This window comes from Verrucomicrobiota bacterium, from assembly GCA_038744685.1.
Classification (GTDB): Bacteria; Verrucomicrobiota; Verrucomicrobiia; order Opitutales; family Puniceicoccaceae; genus Puniceicoccus.
In genome coordinates, this window is record JBCDMB010000020.1 from 19,031 (window position 1) to 35,072 (window position 16,042).

Here is a 16,042-nt window from a genome sequence, read left to right on the forward strand (position 1 = left end):
ACATCTTCGTTGACGTGGTCGTGGCTTAGGCTTTGGTGGGGGAAACCGGACAATAGCCTGTGAAAAGAGTCACTCTGAAGTTTAAGACAATTATTCTCTCAGATGTTCATCTCGGAACCCGCGACTGCAAGATCGACGAGGTGAACTTCTTTTTAAAACACTCTCACTCCGACCGGCTGATTCTCAATGGAGATATCATTGATGGGTGGAGCCTATCCCGCAAAGGAGGATGGACCAAACAACACACCCGTTTTATCCGGCTAATCTTGAAGAAACTGGAGAAGAAGGATACGGAGGTGGTTTACTTGCGGGGGAACCACGATGATATCTTGTATCGGTTCCTGCCGTTGGAGTTCGACCGCCTTCATATTGTAAATGAGTTCATCCACTCAACGCCCCGAGGAGACTATCTGGTGGTACACGGCGATGGTTTTGATTCCATTACCACCAACCACAAATGGATCGCTATCTTAGGGGCGGTAGGATACCAGACCCTCCTTCGGATCAACCGGATTTACAACAAGTTCAGGTCATGGAGAGGGAAGCCCTACTATTCGCTGAGCAAGCAGATCAAGGCGAAGGTTAAGGGTGCCGTCAGTTTTGTTGATAAGTTTGAAGACAAGCTTAGGGATTTGGCGCGGTCTAAAAACTGTTGCGGAGTGATTTGTGGACATATCCACACGGCAGCAGACAAATTCGTCGAGGAAATCCATTACCTGAACAGTGGAGACTGGGTTGAATCCAGAACGGTTTTAGTGGAGCATTTTGATGGGAGTTTTGAGATCTTCGATTTCAACGAGTTCGAACGTCGATTAGAGGAAAAGGCCATTCGAAATGAGAAGGACAACCGCGGGTCTGAGGAAGTAGAACTTCCCCCTGTTGAAGAGGATCCGGTGTGGGAGAACGAGGCTTTTCTCAACGGAACTCCCTCGCCGCAACGTTGACAGGAAATGCCTCTCAAGAATTTTCCTCGGGCCGTTCGAACAGTTGTGCACATCTGATTTGAAATATGGATTCCATCGTGGAATCGTAGATCATGAAGGTGACACGATGGGTCCTCTCCGGTCTCTTGACCGGAGGTTCTTTGTTTGGTTACGAGCAGGCTTTTCCTCAGACACCGCCGGGAGAGATTCAGGTAAAGGAGCTGCCCGCAGGGGTTCTTTTGGAGAGCAATTCGGACGCTAGTTATTTTGCCTCTTCAGGGAAACTTTTCCGGCCACTCTTTGACTACATAGACAAAAGAGACATTGCGATGACGACCCCTGTAGAGGCAAAGGTGAATCCGGGGGAAATGTATTTTTGGGTTGCTGCAGACGAAGTGGACAAAGTGACGGGCGATACGGAGCAGGTGAGAGTGGTTGAAGTCCCAGAGCGCACCGTTGTGTCCGTAGGTGGTCGTGGTTCCTACAGCGAAAGCAATTACCGCGAAAAAGAAGAAGAACTCTTCGCCTGGCTAGCCGCCAATGAGCAATGGAAGGTGGTCGGCGATCCTGTTGCGGTGTATTGGAATGGTCCCTTCACGCTCTGGTTTTTGAAAAAGTTTGAAGTGATGGTGGAGGTAGAACCCGTTGCGGTAGATTCCTGACGAGAATGTAGTCGCCCACAGACGGCTAATCATGGGAGGTTTTTCTCTCTTGAGGTAGCAAACCATGCAGAATGAAAGCTTCTACAGGGGAAGAATCGCCCCCACTCCCTCAGGATGGCTGCATGCCGGGCACGCAAAGACGTTCTTTGAAGCATGGCGGCGTGCGAGGAGTAAGAAAGGGTCATTGGTCCTTAGGATGGAAGATATTGATCGGGAGAGGTGTCGAAATGAGTTTGAAGGAGCTATTTTGGAAGATCTGGAGTGGCTTGGAATCGACTGGGATGAAGGGATAAATCCTGGAGGGCCGTATTCGCCTTACCGTCAGAGCGAGAGAATGGGGTACTACAGGTCGATTTGGCAAAGCCTGGCAGAAGATGGACTCATCTACCCTTGTTCCTACTCGCGCAGAGAATTGAGTCTAATGGGATTGGATAGAGAATCGGACGGGTCCTGGAAAATCCCCCCGTCGAAACGGGAAAGTGCATTTGCCCGCGGAGACGCGATGGACGAAGAAGTGAACTGGAGATTCAAAGTGCCGGAGGGTTTAAAGATCACTTTTGAGGACGGGGTTCAGGGCGTTCAGCATTTTGTCGCAGGGGAGGATTTTGGGGACTTTCTTGTTTGGCGTAAAACAGGTGAGCCTTCCTATGAGTTGGCGGTTGTAGTGGATGACATCGCAATGGAGATCACAGAAGTCGTACGGGGAGAAGATTTGCTTCTTTCGACCGCGCGCCAGATTCTTCTTTATCAGGCTTTGGGCAAGGAGCCGCCCTCGTTTCGCCACCTCCCTTTAGTTTACGACGAGAAAGGGAATCGGCTCTCAAAGTCGGAACGCTCTTTGGCGGTTCGCGAGATGAGAGCCTCCGGGATGACGCAGAAGGAGGTCTTGGAGTGGCAACCTTCTGGTCAACGTAGCCACTCAGAAAGATCCTAAAGACTTTCAGTAAGTTTGGTTTGAAAACGTTCCATCATCGGTCCGATTTCACTCTGATACTTCTGAAGGAAGCTGTTCATAAGCTCGGGCTGCTTGCGAATCAACATCTGGCCGACTGGACCTGAAAAAAACTCAATCAACTGATCCACCTCAACCTGAGTGAATGTCTCCCGATACGAGGGCACGTAGAGTTCGATAAGGAAGTCGTAGCTGAGCTCTTCTTCAAGCCACTCCATCATGACTTCCCTCACTTTTTCGGCTTCCTCGAAATCCTTTTTGCTGGCGCCACTGGTGGCGAGTGACTGACTGATCGCCATTTCCATCATGCTCTCCATGCTCTGGATGGTTTGATCGAGGATTTGTTCCACCTCCATCAGCTCCATTAGCTCCAGAATCGACTCGTCGGATGGTGCGGACTCGACGGTTTCAGCGAATGTGCCGGAGGTGACGGACAAGAACAGCGGGAGGGCAACAAAGAATGATATTTTCATGCACCGAAGGGTACTTGCTCTGGGGGAGGGGTCGAGTGAATTCGTCGACTTACCCTTCTGGGTAAATCGAGGTCTTTTCTGATTTGGTTTTGCAACACGGCTTTGTCCTGCCTTGAATCGAGCTCGAACCTCTAGCTGACAGATCATGTTACACAAGAAAGCGAGCCCCGATTCTTTAGACCAAACCTTAAACCCTACGTTTGGGTCGCGTTACATTTCCAAGGAAATTCCTCGATACCGGATGCCGGATGAAGAAATGCCGCCAAAGACGGCCGCGCAAATCATTCACGACGAGCTGATGCTTGATGGCAATGCGAGGCTCAATTTGGCAACCTTCGTAACCACTTGGATGGAGCCCGAGGCAAAAGAACTCATGCAGCTCACCTTCGAGAAAAACATGGTCGACAAGGATGAGTATCCACAAACGGCTGAAATCGAAATGCGGTGCGTCAACATCATGTCGGAGCTGTATAACGCGCCGGAGGACGAGAAACCGTGCGGCTGTTCCACGATCGGTTCCAGCGAAGCTGCCATGCTCGGCGGAATGGCCTTGAAGTGGATGTGGCGCAAAAGGCGTGAAGCGGCAGGGAAACCCGCCGACAAACCGAACCTGATCCTGGGGATCGATGTTCAGGTGTGCTGGGAAAAGTTTTGTCGGTATTGGGAGATCGAGCCCCGTTACATTCCGATTGAGAGGGGTCGCTACATGGTGAACTCGGAAGAGGTGATCAAGCGATGTGATGAGAACACGATCGGAGTGGTCGGGATATTGGGCACCACTTTTACCGGTCAATACGAGCCTATCAAAGAGATCAACGACGCTCTTGATGAACTAAACGCCAAGACTGGCTGGGATGTGCCCCTCCATGTGGACGCAGCCAGCGGGGGTTTTGTCGCGCCGTTTCTCCAGCCGGATTTGGAATGGGATTTTCGCTTGAAGTGGGTCAAATCAATCAACGTCTCGGGGCACAAGTATGGGCTGGTATATCCGGGGGTTGGTTGGATTATTTGGAGGGACGAGGATGAGCTCCCAGAGGAGTTGGTCTTTAAGGTCAACTATCTTGGGGGTGACATGCCGACGTTTGCATTGAATTTCTCCCGACCGGGGAATCAGGTGATTGCGCAGTACTATAATTTTATCCGTTTGGGTCGGGACGGTTATCGGAGGGTGATGGAAACCTCGCGGGACACGGCTCGCTTCCTCACGCAGAAGCTACCGGATATCGGGCCGTTTGAAATTCTGGGTCCGGGTGAAGATATTCCCGTTCTGGCCTTTCGCATTCGTGAGGATGCAGACGTGAACTACACGGTTTTTGATATCTCGGAACATATTCGACACCGCGGGTGGCTGATACCTGCCTACACACTGCCTGAAAATGCTGAAGATATTGCGGTGCTGAGGATCGTAGTGAAAGAAGACTTTAGTCGCGATATGGCGACTCTCCTGCTAGAGGATATGACAAGAGTGATTGCGGATTACGCTAGTCAGCCAGACCGGATAGCGGCTCAGGATTCGTCCACCGACAAGCATCGTCCGAAGTGCTAAAGCACCGTTTGGTTGATGCTCTTGCTGGGACGCTTCAGTTCCTGGCAGTTACACTGATCCAGCTCGGTCCTCAAAACGGGTAACTGGCATCCCTCGCAAATGGTGTATGCGCCTTGTTCGAGGTTTGGGTCGACAGAGACGCGATCATCGAAAACAAAACAATCGCCCTCCCACAGGCTCTCTTCTGAAGGAGTTTCTTCAAGGTAGCGGAGGATGCCCCCTTTCAGGTGGTAAACCTCCTTGAACCCCTTTTGCAAAAGAAGGCTGGTCGCTTTTTCGCAGCGAATCCCGCCGGTGCAATACATGGCAACCTTGGGACTCATGTTCGGATCGAGGTGGGTCTCCACCCATCGGGGAAAGTCTCGAAAGTTCTCTGTCGCAGGATCAACGGCGTGTGCGAACTTTCCGATCCGGGTTTCGTAATGGTTCCGGGTGTCTACAACGGTTACGTCCCCACCTTTGAGCATCTCGTTCCATTCGTCGGGTTCGAGATACTTGCCGACCTGCTTGGTTGGGCTCACTCCTTCTACGCCAAGGGTGACAATCTCTTTTTTTAGGCGCACCTTCCACCTCTGAAAGGGAAACTCTTTGCAGCGGCTTTCTCTTATCGGAATGTCCGTGATGCCTTCCTCTGTTTCAAGGTAACTCAGAAATCGCTCAACCTCCTCTTCTATTCCGACAATGGTCCCGTTGATTCCCTCTGGAGCGACAAGAATAGTTCCCTTCAAGCCCCTTTCGACACCAGCATCGTATATCCGCTGACGAAGCGCAGGCGGATCCACAACTTCAATGAAGCGGTAGAGTGAAGTGACCAGTAGGGAATCTTCCTTGGACATCGGGAGGATTCCAGACGATCCGGCCATGCTCCGTCAATCCTTGGGTGAAGGCATGCGAGGCAGGAGCGGTTTGCTACAGGACTACATGAAACAAAATAAACCAGGTTTAATTTATTTGACAGAAACGGGGCCCTTAAAGTCGCTGGGGGATTGGGGTTGAGTCTTTCGCGGGCTCACTCCATCACCGGAACATGTTTACAATCTATCCAGCGATTGACCTGAAAGGGGGCCGTTGTGTTCGCCTCCTGCATGGCCGTGCGGACAAGGAAACCGTCTATTTCGAAGATCCTATGGAGGCCGCGGACATGTGGATGGAACAGGGGGCCGAATGGTTACATGTGGTCGATTTGGATGGTGCGTTCACCGGAGAGCTTACCCACTTGGATCTCATCCGAAGGATTGCGGCTTTAGGCATGAAGGTCGAAATGGGTGGTGGCCTCCGAGATGAGGAATCGATTTCGCGGGCTCTGGAGGCGGGTGCGTCCCGGGCTGTGGTTGGAACATCCGCAGTCGAAAAACCGGATTTCCCCCGGAAGATCGTTGAGGCGTTCGGATCTGATGCGGTGGCTATTGGGTTGGACGCAAAGGATGGGAAATTGTCCCTTCAGGGTTGGGTCAAGGACTCGGGTATCGAGACGGTGGAATTCGGTAGGCGGTTGCAAGGAGACGGAATTACGACAGTGATCCACACGGACATCTCAACAGACGGCGCCTTGACGGGTCCGAATCTTCTACGACAAGCGGAGCTTTGCGAATCGTGCCCGGATTTGTCCGTAATCGCGTCTGGAGGAGTCGCTAGTCTTGCCGATGTACAGGCCCTGAACGAGTTGTCCCACACTCACAAAAACCTCACTGGCGTTATAGTCGGTCGGGCGATTTACGAAGATCGCGTCTCAGTGAAAGAGATGATTGATACTGTTTCGGCGAAAGAGTAGGCGCTGGATCGGGTTAATAGCTTGTTTCCTCGCTACTTCCTTACCTAGGGTCGAGGGATGTCGGGGCAAAAGGAAAGCTGGAACTCGAGGTTGGGAATCATCCTTGCGGTATCCGGCAGTGCGGTAGGCCTCGGAAACTTTCTCCGCTTTCCAGGGCAGGTTGCCGAATTCGGTGGAGGCGCGTTCATGATCGCCTATTTCCTGGCCTTCCTTTTGATTGGACTGCCGGTCTGCTGGGTAGAGTGGACGATGGGACGCGCTGGTGGTCGCTTTGGCTATAATAGTGCGCCGGGTATTTTTGGGGCGATCACGAAAATGATGGGTGCCCGATATCTTGGGGTAGTCGCATTTGTGATCCCTGTATCGATCTACATGTATTACGTGGTCATCGAGGCATGGTGTTTGGCTTACGCGGTGAACTACCTGAGGGGAGAAATGAATTTCCAGGCACCAGAGGAGGCCAGTGGATTCTTTGCCAGTTTGGTCGGATCCGGCGGTAATGGAGCGGCGTTCAAGATCAGTCTCGAGCACGTGGGCCTCTATTTTCTCCTGGTATTCCTACTCAATTACGTCCTGATCTACCGCGGAATTGCGAAAGGAATAGAGCTGTTTTGCCGGTATGCCATGCCGACTCTTGTCCTTATCGCTCTGATTATTTTGGTCCGTGTTCTCACTCTCGGGACACCCAACCCAGAGTATCCGGATCGAAACATTGATACCGGTTTGGGTTTTATGTGGAATCCCTCAAAGACGTTCCTCCTCGAGCGGGAGGTCGATGCTGAAGGAGCACCTCTTTCGAACGAGCAAGGTGAGCCGGTGTGGAACGAAGACAAGACGCTGGACGTTGTGGCCGAAAAAACACTGGTGGAGGCTCAGCAGCTTGTGGCTCAGAATCCAGAGATGTTTGCTCTTGAGGAGCGATCGGTGTGGGAAGAGCTAGCCAACCCGGATTTGTGGTTGGCCGCGGCAGGCCAGATATTTTTCACACTCTCAGTAGGGTTCGGCGTGATTATTACTTACGCCAGCTATTTGAGACGTCGTGACGACGTGGTTCTAAGCTCCTTGTCAGCTTCCAGTGCAAACGAGTTTTGTGAGGTTGCATTGGGTGGCTTGATCAGTATCCCGGCGGGCGTTGCTTTTTTTGGTGTGGCGGGCCTTGCTTCGATGGGGCTGAGCACTTTTGGAGTAGGCTTTACGGCTTTGCCGATGGTTTTTGCGGAGATGCCCGCGGGACAATTCTTTGGTTTCGCCTTCTTTTTCCTTCTTTTCCTCGCAGCGGTTACGAGCTCACTCTCAATGCTCCAACCTGGAATAGCCTATCTAGAGGATTCGCTTCAAATCAATCGGCGCCAGTCGGTTTCTGTTTTAGGATTTGTAACGGGTATTGGTGGGGTCCTGGTCATCTACTTTAGTGCGGGCCTCAAGTTGTTGGACACGTTGGACTTTTGGATTACAAACCTTCTTATGGTCCTGCTGGCGTTTATTCAGGTGGTCCTTTTCGGATGGGTGATTGGGATCAAGAAAGGTCTTCGAGAAGCGCACCTTGGTGCTACGATCCGCATTCCCGGTGTTTTTAAGAGCGTGATTCAATTTGTTACACCGGCTCTTCTCTTTGTGATCTTTGGCAGTTGGATCTACAAAAGTGTCCTTGGTTTAGGATCAGGATCTGGAAAACCTGAATATAGTGACAACGTTGTCGATCTATTCATCCATCCGAATCCAGCTGCTTGGATTGGCGTAATCATGGTGGTCCTCCTCTTTCTATTCGGTATATTGAACGTGCCACGGAAAAAGGAAATCAGAGCCTGTATTGAGGAAACTGAAAAGAGAGGAGATGGGTTATGACCGTGGGAGGCTGGCTAGTAATGATTCTCTCGGTAGGCGGTGTGACGATTCTTTTCGCCTGGTGCATTTGGAAAGTGATTTCGACAAAAGGAGAGACGGAGCGAGTCCACGGATTCGAAGTAGAGACTCCAGACGAAAAGGAATAGTTGCCAGGGAAGGCAATTGGCTCGGTTAGCATTGCTTACGCGCCATTCTGTTGTTTCCTTCTCTTTCCCGAAACATGCTCTACGACCGCCCATACATGCGAGAGTCCTATCCAGGTCGGAGTCAGATTCCGATGTATGGTTGGATTATGATCATTACGGCGGCTGTCTACATACTCCAGAATGTTTTGGTCCTCTTCTTTGGAGTGGATGGGCTTGTGGGTACCCGCCAGACCGGGGGCGGAACCTTTCTGATCGATTGGGTGGCTCTTACCGAGACGAATATATCTCAGCTAAAGATCTGGACCCTTCTGACCTACGGATTGCTTCATGGCGGCTTGTTTCACCTCATTGCGAACTTCCTAATCATTTTTTTCATGGGTCGAATTGTTGAGTCGATGATAGGCCCGCAGAACCTCCTCAAACTCTACATTTTTTCGGTTCTTGGAGGAGGTATTGTTTGGACGCTCATCCACTTGGGAGGTTCCGGTGGTTTGGTTATTGGTGCCTCGGCAGGAGCTCTTGGGCTGCTGATCTATTTTTGCCTCCGCAACCCCAACGAACCTATTACTTTACTTCTTTTCTTCGTATTGCCCGTTACCGTTTTGCCGAAGTGGGTAGGATGGGGGATTACCGGTATCACCGTGTTTGGTCTGGCTTTCAACGAGTTGGGCCCTCAAACGGACCGTATCGCTCATTCGGCGCATCTGGGAGGTATTTTTGCAGGATTCATTTTCTTTCGCTACGAATCGTGGTTTCGGGGGATTTCGGTCCCTCGCGTCCGCTTGGGGAGCGCTTCCAAGGCGAAGAAGCTGGAGCCCCGCTACAAAGTGAATGTCTCAAAACCCCGCAAACAAAATTCCCAACCAAGTGGTGCGAACGGGTCCAAGAATCTGCGGGAGGAAGTCGATCGAATTCTCGACAAGATCAACTCCTCCGGCTTTGGGTCGTTGACCGAGAGCGAGAAAGAAACCTTGAACCGCGCCAAAGAACTACTCGGAAAGTAGTTAGCAAGTTATTCGGTCAGCTGTAAGCGGTAGAAACGGTTGGTTTCAGAACCTTCCTCCGAAAGTATGATGGAAACGGTTTTTGTTCCATCGCCTTCAACGGTCTCGGTAATGGAGTAGCCTGTCTCAGGCTCAAGCACAGTCCACGTTGTTAAATTTTCGGAAGCAAGAACCGATAGTAAAGAGCTGGGAACATCCTCGCGCATCGTAAGATCGAAGGAAAGGTCTCCGTCCGACTGCATCACCAACTCGGGGCTTCCGTCCGGGTCTGCCAAGGCAAAATCGATTAGGTTTGGTAGGCCGTCGTTGTCGAGATCGGGTGCGATTGGATCACTAATCGTCAAGATGGCGTCGCCAGTCTGTTCCCGAAGCCATTGCTGATAGCTTGCGACAGGGAAACCAGTTGTCGAACCGCCGGTAACAATCATTGAAACAGGGACAACGATTTCAGGATTAATGGGGTCAGCTGTTGTAACGGTAATCTCTGCAGTAAGTGTTCCAGTATCCGTCGAAGCTGGAGAAAAAGTGAGAGTTAAATCGATAACATCCTCAGACGGGACTATTCCTGAGACAGGGTCCACACTGAGCCATGAGGGAAACGCAAGGAGTGGATCAATAGAAGGGGTGCCTTCTGGTAAGGTAGAGATGCCTGTCACGTCTCCCGTGACAGCAAAGAAAGTTTCAGCAAAACCCACATTTCCAATACTAACAGTTTCCATTGATGTGTCTCCAGCAGGGACCGAAGCACTTATCGTATCTGGAAGCACTGTTATGAAAGGGACGTCCACAAGGAGTTCAACTCCCGATGCTCCCGAAGAGGCGTTAATGGAGAATGGATTGTCGTCCTCAAATCCTCCTATCGTTGCGGAAATTGTGTAGGTATCTCCGATTGCCCGTACAGAAAAATTTCCATTCGCATCAGAAGTCGTTGTGTAGTTTGCAGCATTTCCTTCTAGGGTCACTGTAGCGTCCGCCAACGGAACCCCGCCGGGGAAGGTCAACACAGTTCCAGAGATACGAACAGAATTTCCAACGCCTGCGGTAAATGTAAAGCTCTGCGCGGACCGGGCGTTTGGCAAACCCGATTCCAGGGTGATCGTGTAAGAACCTGTAAACGGAACAGGCGTATTTCCATAGCAGAAGAGGCGGAGATTTGAATCAGTGACCGAACGCCCGGGTGCGAGGCTGCCGATTGCCCGATTTCCAAAACTGAGACTGTCAAACCCGATTCGGATACCGGGGAACAACTCTGAAAAAGTCGCCTCAATATCACTCCAGATTACGTGGACCGTTTCGTCGGAAATGTTGGTAATAGTATAGCTCATGGCCATTAGCTCACCCGGGTTGAATATGCCGTCGCCATTATTGTGCGGCGAAACAGCGAGCGTGTCAGAGGTGACCATGGAGGACACAGCTAGGCTGGTCCCTATGGAAGGCGGCGTTCCTCCGGAATCGCCGGATGCGCGGAGCAGTGCCTGAAGATCCAGCCTTCCGCCCGAGGCCACCTCTCCACTCAGAGAGGAGAGTCTTTCAGCACTACTCAAAAGCCTCGATTTAGCGACTTGACCGGAAATTGCCGGTTCAGTTGCTTTTAAAAGGGCGAGAGCACCAGCAACATGAGGTGAAGCCATGGAAGTTCCGCTGAAGAACGAATAGTTATTTCCCGGCACCGTGCTCAAAATGAAGTCCCCTGGAGCTGCTATATCTACGCTGACGGCACCCGTGTTGGAAAACGAAGCAATTTCGTCATTCCAGTCAGTTGCAGCGACAGATACTATATTAGAAAGGGTATAGGAGGCGGGATACTGCGGGATCGAATCATTGTCGCTGGCGTCATTTCCTGACGCAGCCACGAAAAGGATATCGGCGTTCCCGGCAGCTCGTATCGCATCTTCAAAAAGGATCGGAGGATTTCGGTCCTCGGGACGTAGCACTCCTCCATAACTATTGTTCATTACGTCAACCCCCTGAGCCACGGCATAGTTGGTGGCCTCGATAGCAGCAGAGAATGATACCGCTCGACCTGCTCCTCCGATTTTCAACGGGATAATGGAGACAGCCCAATTCACTCCTGTCACCCCAGTAGCGTTATTCCCAACCGCTCCCACAGTTCCAGCGACATGGGTTCCATGGCCATTCTGGTCGGTTGGATCGTTATCCGGGTTGAGGGAGTCTCCGGCATCCCAAGCATCTCCCACGAAGTCGAACCCGTTTACGTCGTCGATGAAGCCGTTGTTATCGTCGTCAATCCCGTTGTCGGGAATTTCAAACTGGTTCGTCCAAAGGTTTCCTGCAAGGTCCGGGTGATTTAGTTGCATGCCACTGTCGATGACGGCGACGATTACGTCAGAGGAACCCGTACCAGCGTTCCAGCCGATGGTAGCTTCAATATCTGCTCCTGGGGTGCTGTCGATAAATTGGCCCGTGTTTTCAAGGGACCACTGTAGATTGAAGTCGATATCGTCTGGGGTGGCGGTAAAAAAGGCGAGGTGGTCTGCTTCTGCTACGCCTCGGAGATCCCAATCTTCCTGCTCTTTCAAAAACGTCTGCTGAAAGGAAGAGATGACGTTATCGACAGCCCGCACGGAAACCTCATCAGTGGCCACGATGTAGATCGGAGCCGTTTCCAACTGAGATCGCAGGCGGAATCCGTTGTCTTCTATCCATTCGGTTAACTCGGGTTCTGTTGCCTCTTTCGGCAAGCGTATCATGGCGTGGTCACCCACGATCGCGCTGATTCCGGCACTTTGAAACTGGTCTGGACCCGTTTCCTCAAAGACTTCTTCGACAAGAACGCTGCGGTAATGGAAGTTGGCATCACCGTAGAGGGTTCTGCGGATAAACCTGCCTGCACTGTTAGGCTGGGAGTCTTCCGTAACTTTAACAGTTGCGCCTTTTACGAGTTGTTCAATTGAGGAGCGGGTGGTGTTGGGGGGGAGGTCCGGAAAAGGAGCGTCTTCGCGGGAGAGTTGAACGGGGGGCTGAGGAGGAACGCCGGTTACGGGCTCCGAGATCTCGGCGGTATGGGTAGAATCCGGGTCGCTGGGGACAGGCTTTTCACTTATGGTTTTCCCTGTGAATATTAGGAGGGCTAAAACAGTGAGGAGAAAACCGGAGGCGACTAGAGCAAATAGCTTTTTCATGAGAGGAATCTTAAAGAAATAGACAAAGGAGAATTTTGGCGAGTAAAATCGGATGTCGATCGGTTACGGCTGAACATGTTTGGAATGGCTGTGATTTATAGCAAAAGACGAAGTTTCAACTTCCGATGGAGAGGTTTTCGATTAGCTTTTATTCCCATGAAAACGGTCTGTATATTTTCGGTAGGGTGGATACCTTCTGTACTAGCGTTGTCTTCAGCGACTTTGTTTGGGCAGAACGAGAGTGAGAGCCTTTCCAGCGCAAGTCCGGCCGCGGTCGTCGAAGTGACGGAGTTGACCGAAGAAGAGTCGGCTCGACAGCGAATGGTCTCCGTGCTGATGGCTCAGTTGGAGGCGTTGCACATCAAGAGAGATGATGTTGCCGAGTTGGAGAATCAGCTCGGATTAGAGACCAATGAGATCAGTCGAGCGGACGTCTTGGAGAAGCTGCAAAAGGCAACTGATGAGTTGAGGGTCCTCGAGATGAAGTTTCGCGAGACAGCTTCAGGTGTAGACCTTGGAATGTTTGAGGAGGAGGTAAAGGAGCCATTCTCCCTGGAAAACGAGTTTGGTAAAGTGGCGGAACCTTTCTTTGCAGAGTTGCGGGAGGCAACGTCCCAGTCGCGAAAGATGACCGAGCTTCGCGACGATGTCGAACGGTTCTCCGCTCAAGCTGAGGATGCCCGTACTGCGATTGCAGCGATTGAAGGATTACTCGGCGTAGGAGGAACCGCAGAACTACAAACAGCGCTTTCCGAGCAGTTGGAGCATTGGCAGGAAGTGGAGAGTCTCGCCAGTAGTCAGGAAGAATCAGCGAGGCTCCAATTGGAAAATTTGGAAGCGCAACGGGAGGGATTTGTTGAAGGATCAACGAAGTATGTGCGGAACTTTGTCCAGAAGCGGGGACTGAATCTTGTCCTTGGCATTGGAGCTGCGCTGGCGGTCTTTTTCTTTGTGCGGGGAATTCTCTTTGTCGCGCGAAAGTTTCGGAAGACCGATAACCCGAAGAACTTCGGGAGTCGTGTATTTGTTTTGGCTGCCAATCTATTGAGTGTCCTTGGCGGCTTGGCGGCCATGATGGCGGTCTTCAGCGTCACCGGGGACGTCTTTCTTTTCAGCTTTGTTCTCCTCTTCTTGCTCGGAGTAGCCTGGAGCGGACTCAAAGTTCTGCCTCAATTCGTCGATTCACTAAAGCTGATCCTCAACATAGGAATGGTGAAAGAGGGCGAGCGGATCGTTTTCGACGATATCCCGTGGAACGTGGAATCGCTCGGATTTACCTCGAAATTGGCCAACTCGAAACTGGACTCGGCGTACCAATTATTGCCCGTCCGTCATCTTGTAGGTTATCATTCGCGGCCGTGGTGTGAAGGGGAAGAAGAGTTCCCTTGCAAGCGTGGAGACTGGGTGCAGCTTTCGGATGGTCGAATGGGAAAAACGGTGGCTCAGAACCCTGGCCATGTTGTCCTTGAGGAGCTGGGTGGGGCGCAGGTTTCGGTGACTACCCCGGATTTTCTGGCTCTCTCCCCTCGGAATCTTTCGTTGGAAGGCTTCCGGGTCGAGACCCGTTTCGGAGTGGATTACAAACACCAGGCGGAGTGCACAACTTCGATCCCACAGGCTATGGAGAAGTCCTTGAGTGCAGGACTTAGGGAGGTAGTCGGTGCAGAGGCGATCCAAAACGTCCAGGTGCAGTTTGCCTCCGCGGGAGCGAGTTCGCTCGACTACGAGATTGAGGTCGATTTGGCGGGTTCAGCTGCTGCTGACTTTGAAAAGGTGCAGTATGCCTTGCAAAGGATTTTGGTGGATTGCTGCAATGAGAATGGCTGGGAGATTCCGTTTCAACAAATTACGGTTCACCGCGCACCGTCTTCGGATTAGTCTCTATTAAAGGTAGCCGATCCCAAGGGACAGTAGCAGCGAGAGAAAAGGGAAAAGAAGGTATCGGTAGCGAAACTCTTTTTGAAAAGATACCCAGAGAGCCGAGAGAACGATCATAAGAACGCCGGCCGTTCCGGCCCAGTCGTTGTTCCAAGAGATTGGCAAGGCGGCGAGGGGACTTTTTGCCGTAAAGGCAACAATAGCCGTCATCAATTCGGTAATCGGTAGTGCCACCTCGTTTAAGAGGGTGGCGATCCAATCGAGTCCGAGTAGACCAAAGAGGAGAGCGATAAAACCGGTGAAGAGGACCGCGGTTGCGAGTGGAATCAGAATGATATTGAGGGGAATGGAAGCAAGTGGAAGGACACCGAAGTTGCTCATGACAAGAGGGCTGCTCCCGAGAAACGCTGATAGGCTGATCGCGAAACTACCCAAAAGCCACTTGCGGGAGCGGTGAAAGGGCGAGCCGGAATCTCCGGGCAACCAGTATTCGGGGTCGGTTTGTTCCATGAGTCTGGAAGCGAGGGGAATTCCAAACACGAGAATTGAAAACACGACTAGGTAGGATAGTTGGAACCCCAAGGTAAACAGTTGGCGAGGATCGAACAAGAGAACCACAAAGGCAGACGCCATCAAAGCGGAAGAGGGGCGATAACCTCGAGCGAACGCCTTTGCGGAAACGAGGAAAGCTATCATAAGGAAAGCACGGACAGCGGATGGGGTCGAACCTGTGAGTAAAACGTAGAAAAGCAGGATAGAGAGTGTGCAGCTGACGCGAACGGGTTGACCAATCGGAGCCTTCCCGAATAGCCAGAAGAGAAGCATGCCGATCAACCCAATATGAAGGCCGGAGATTGCGAACAGATGTGCGGTTCCCGTATCGCGAAAGACTTGTTTCTGCTGGGTGTCGAGGGCGGTTCTCTGGCCTAAAACGATAGCCTTGTAAACTCTCGTGGCCGGTTCAGTTAGAGAGCTTCCGAGAGAAAGAGAACTCTTTGCCCGCTCCAGAAGTATTGCAAAGAGTGCCTTGGCTGGGCGAGTGACGGCGATCGTTTGGGCCGGTTCAAAAGATCGAAGACGACCAGAAACTCCTCGGGACAGGAGAAATTCTGTAAAACTTTCAGCCTCCATTTCTTCGGAGAGGGGACGCTCCACGCCAACGACCTCATAGGAAAAACCTTCGAGAAGAATGGTCCCCTGGAGCGATGGAACCGAGTAATACAACAAAGTGTCTCTCCCAGATACATTCGCTAGTCCGACTTGATCCGGTGCGTATGGCGGAGAGGTGAAGGTCTGGGTGGGCTCAATCTCGAAAAGTGCTTCCCGAATAGGTTTAAATGAGGGCTGTGGGAGATTGGGAGGTGCGGCGAAAGAAGTGCCGTAGAAATTTCCCAGTGCGACAACGAAAAGTGGAAACGCCAAGTTCCATCCGTATGGGCGGTCTAGGCGATGTATCGACAGAAGGCACAAAGTGAGGAGGAAAGTGAAAACCAGAAAGAGAGAGGTCCCTAGTGTAAAGTCGTTCGGTAGTATTCGGCTGGTCGCCAGACCGCAGGCGAATGGTAAGACCAGCAAGGCCAACGGAGACCGGAGAGGTTCCGGCGATTGAGCTCGGTTTTTAGTCGGCACAGCAATTCGGACGAACTGCGTCCACTACCGGTTGTATCTTTCAGGGAGGCAAGCGGATAGCGATCTGGAT

The 16,042-nt window shown here is 51.7% G+C and carries 13 protein-coding genes; 9 read left to right on the top strand and 4 right to left on the bottom strand.

What is annotated here, in order from left to right:
- Nucleotides 1-59 precede the first annotated feature (59 nt).
- The 3 genes from AAGJ81_11440 (at nt 60) to gluQRS (ending at nt 2,519) form a co-directional block, all read left to right on the top strand.
- A complete protein-coding gene (locus tag AAGJ81_11440) occupies nt 60-944 on the top strand; it encodes a UDP-2,3-diacylglucosamine diphosphatase (GenBank protein ID MEM0966752.1) in 885 nt (294 codons plus the stop codon).
- Nucleotides 945-1,036: 92 nt separating this feature from the next.
- On the top strand, nt 1,037-1,585 hold the full coding sequence (locus tag AAGJ81_11445; protein MEM0966753.1) for a heme-binding protein: 549 nt from the start codon (nt 1,037-1,039) through the stop codon (nt 1,583-1,585).
- A gap of 64 nt (nt 1,586-1,649) precedes the next feature.
- Nucleotides 1,650-2,519 carry a tRNA glutamyl-Q(34) synthetase GluQRS gene (gene gluQRS / locus AAGJ81_11450; GenBank protein ID MEM0966754.1) on the top strand — a complete coding sequence of 290 codons (870 nt, stop codon included), beginning with the start codon at nt 1,650-1,652 and terminating at the stop codon, nt 2,517-2,519.
- Here the strand turns inward: gluQRS and AAGJ81_11455 are convergent.
- Nucleotides 2,516-3,010 (bottom strand): DUF2059 domain-containing protein, encoded by a 495-nt coding sequence (locus tag AAGJ81_11455; protein ID MEM0966755.1) that lies wholly within the window; start codon nt 3,008-3,010, stop codon nt 2,516-2,518. The two genes, gluQRS and AAGJ81_11455, sit on opposite strands and share 4 nt — an antisense overlap.
- A 145-nt stretch (nt 3,011-3,155) precedes the next feature.
- Here AAGJ81_11455 and AAGJ81_11460 point away from each other — a divergent pair, with 145 nt between their 5' ends.
- Nucleotides 3,156-4,556 (top strand): glutamate decarboxylase, encoded by a 1,401-nt coding sequence (locus tag AAGJ81_11460; GenBank protein MEM0966756.1) that lies wholly within the window; start codon nt 3,156-3,158, stop codon nt 4,554-4,556.
- Here the strand turns inward: AAGJ81_11460 and AAGJ81_11465 are convergent.
- A complete protein-coding gene (locus tag AAGJ81_11465; protein ID MEM0966757.1) occupies nt 4,553-5,392 on the bottom strand; it encodes a rhodanese-related sulfurtransferase in 840 nt (279 codons plus the stop codon). The two genes, AAGJ81_11460 and AAGJ81_11465, sit on opposite strands and share 4 nt — an antisense overlap.
- A 191-nt stretch (nt 5,393-5,583) precedes the next feature.
- Here AAGJ81_11465 and hisA point away from each other — a divergent pair, with 191 nt between their 5' ends.
- The 4 genes from hisA (at nt 5,584) to AAGJ81_11485 (ending at nt 9,322) form a co-directional block, all read left to right on the top strand.
- Entirely contained in the window at nt 5,584-6,327 is a 744-nt protein-coding gene (gene hisA / locus AAGJ81_11470; protein ID MEM0966758.1) for a 1-(5-phosphoribosyl)-5-[(5-phosphoribosylamino)methylideneamino]imidazole-4-carboxamide isomerase, read from the top strand.
- 57 nt (nt 6,328-6,384) lie between these two features.
- Entirely contained in the window at nt 6,385-8,172 is a 1,788-nt protein-coding gene (locus AAGJ81_11475) for a sodium:calcium symporter (protein MEM0966759.1), read from the top strand.
- Between the two features lie 20 nt (nt 8,173-8,192).
- The gene (locus tag AAGJ81_11480; protein MEM0966760.1) at nt 8,193-8,318 is read left to right on the top strand and encodes a hypothetical protein; all 126 of its coding nucleotides are present in this window, start codon (nt 8,193-8,195) and stop codon (nt 8,316-8,318) included.
- A gap of 74 nt (nt 8,319-8,392) precedes the next feature.
- Nucleotides 8,393-9,322 carry a rhomboid family intramembrane serine protease gene (locus AAGJ81_11485; protein MEM0966761.1) on the top strand — a complete coding sequence of 310 codons (930 nt, stop codon included), beginning with the start codon at nt 8,393-8,395 and terminating at the stop codon, nt 9,320-9,322.
- Between the two features lie 8 nt (nt 9,323-9,330).
- On the opposite strand, the gene AAGJ81_11490 is transcribed toward AAGJ81_11485, so the two are convergent.
- Nucleotides 9,331-12,465, bottom strand: coding sequence for a S8 family serine peptidase (locus tag AAGJ81_11490; protein ID MEM0966762.1), 3,135 nt, complete (start codon nt 12,463-12,465; stop codon nt 9,331-9,333).
- A gap of 156 nt (nt 12,466-12,621) precedes the next feature.
- Here AAGJ81_11490 and AAGJ81_11495 point away from each other — a divergent pair, with 156 nt between their 5' ends.
- A complete protein-coding gene (locus tag AAGJ81_11495; protein ID MEM0966763.1) occupies nt 12,622-14,343 on the top strand; it encodes a hypothetical protein in 1,722 nt (573 codons plus the stop codon).
- Nucleotides 14,344-14,349: 6 nt separating this feature from the next.
- Here AAGJ81_11495 and AAGJ81_11500 read toward each other — a convergent pair whose 3' ends face one another.
- Nucleotides 14,350-15,765 carry a ComEC/Rec2 family competence protein gene (locus AAGJ81_11500; GenBank protein MEM0966764.1) on the bottom strand — a complete coding sequence of 472 codons (1,416 nt, stop codon included), beginning with the start codon at nt 15,763-15,765 and terminating at the stop codon, nt 14,350-14,352.
- Between the last annotated feature and the right edge of the window lie 277 nt (nt 15,766-16,042).